The organism is Paraburkholderia sp. MM5384-R2 (genome assembly GCF_014201025.1).
Taxonomy (GTDB): domain Bacteria; phylum Pseudomonadota; class Gammaproteobacteria; order Burkholderiales; family Burkholderiaceae; genus Paraburkholderia; species Paraburkholderia tuberum.
The window spans coordinates 1-1,253 of the sequence record NZ_JACHDI010000087.1; the positions used below are offsets into that span (position 1 = coordinate 1).

General features: G+C 60.3%; 2 protein-coding genes and 1 pseudogene. All 3 read right to left on the reverse strand.

Going from position 1 to position 1,253, the window contains the following annotated elements; translation table 11 throughout:
* Positions 1-147 precede the first annotated feature (147 nt).
* Complete coding sequence (locus HDG37_RS38715; protein WP_184056866.1) at positions 148-492, reverse strand: hypothetical protein; 345 nt, start codon at positions 490-492, stop codon at positions 148-150.
* The gene (locus HDG37_RS38720; protein WP_184040040.1) at positions 479-982 is read right to left on the reverse strand and encodes a DUF4123 domain-containing protein; all 504 of its coding nucleotides are present in this window, start codon (positions 980-982) and stop codon (positions 479-481) included. The genes HDG37_RS38715 and HDG37_RS38720 overlap by 14 nt, the downstream gene beginning before the upstream one ends.
* Positions 982-1,253 (reverse strand): annotated as a pseudogene (locus HDG37_RS38725) (hypothetical protein); the annotation flags it as partial. The gene HDG37_RS38720 and the pseudogene HDG37_RS38725, both read right to left, overlap by 1 nt.

Genomic DNA, 1,253 nt, shown 5'->3' on the forward strand with positions numbered 1-1,253 from the left:
CCCATCCGCCGTCTGCACCCGCGCCAGTGCCGCTGCTGCCTGCGGGACCAGCAGACGGCGCGGCGGTGGAAACCGGAACAGGCATAGGCATTGCCTGCGCCATTGCGTTTGCTGCGCGTGCGAGCGTCGCCGGGAATGGAATACCCATCAGCGTTTCTCCTTCATTTCCTGTTGTCTTTTACCCGTCGCCTGTAGCAGCATTTCGAATTGCTGTTCAGCCGGAACGCCTGATTTGTGCAGCCATGCCGTGACCGCCGGAAGCGAGTAAAACCCCGGCGTGGTGGCTTCCGCATACAGGAAATCGACTATCGGCACGTCACGCGTAAAGCGGAGTACCTTGGTTTGCGCGAAGGCCGCATTAAGCCGGTCGCGCAAGGTCGGATCATTGGCCAGCGCGGGATAGTCTCGCACGATATGACCACGGATAAAGTCCACATAGTTACGGTCTTCGTAGTCTTTCAGAAGCGCCCATTGTCCTTCAGTAAATTCCATTGTCGTTGATGGTGAACCGTCGTCCTTCGTTGAGGTAGTGCCACGCGTCGGCAGACCTGAAAAGCTCGCGCTCGCTCTTACCGTGGCATACCACATTGAGCGCATGCAACACCCTGGGGTCCCAGAAGCGCAGCAGGGCGGATCGTCCGTCCGGTATTCGGATACTCAGGTGTGGGCGCAGCTTTGCGGCCTGCCTTTCCAGGGTCTCTGAGGTGATCAGCCAGATCACGCCAGGGCGGGCCTGTTCGAGTTCGCGCAGCTCCGCAAGATGATCGGGCGTCGTCTTCGGATCAAACAGCCACGGCCCCGCGTGTGCGAGTGCCATGTCGCTCGTGCCCGCGAACAGCGAAACCGTCCTATCGTTTTCGGGCATCAGTTGCTGGCCGGTATGCTGCTGGTACTGGATACCGTCCACCAGCGCCAGCACGTGGCCACTGAAGTGCCGTTCCCCGTTCTTGCGAAGCTGTTCATTGACCGAGGCGGGGATCATCAGCGCTCCAGGGTCATCGCGCCTTGCCCGGCAGCGTGGATCATGCATTCGAGACAGATGGACGACTGCGGAAGCACCGGCCAGGGCGTTGCGCTGTAGCGCGATAACGGGCCTCTTTTCTGCACGGTATTAGGGGAGCGTCCGCGACAATCGCACGCCCACGCGTAACCCAGGGCTTCGGCCATCTCGTAACCAGTTGCATACGACTTCAGCCTATCGAACGGAAACCATTCGCCGGTTTCTGCGTTCAGCGCCATTGCCGACGGCATTG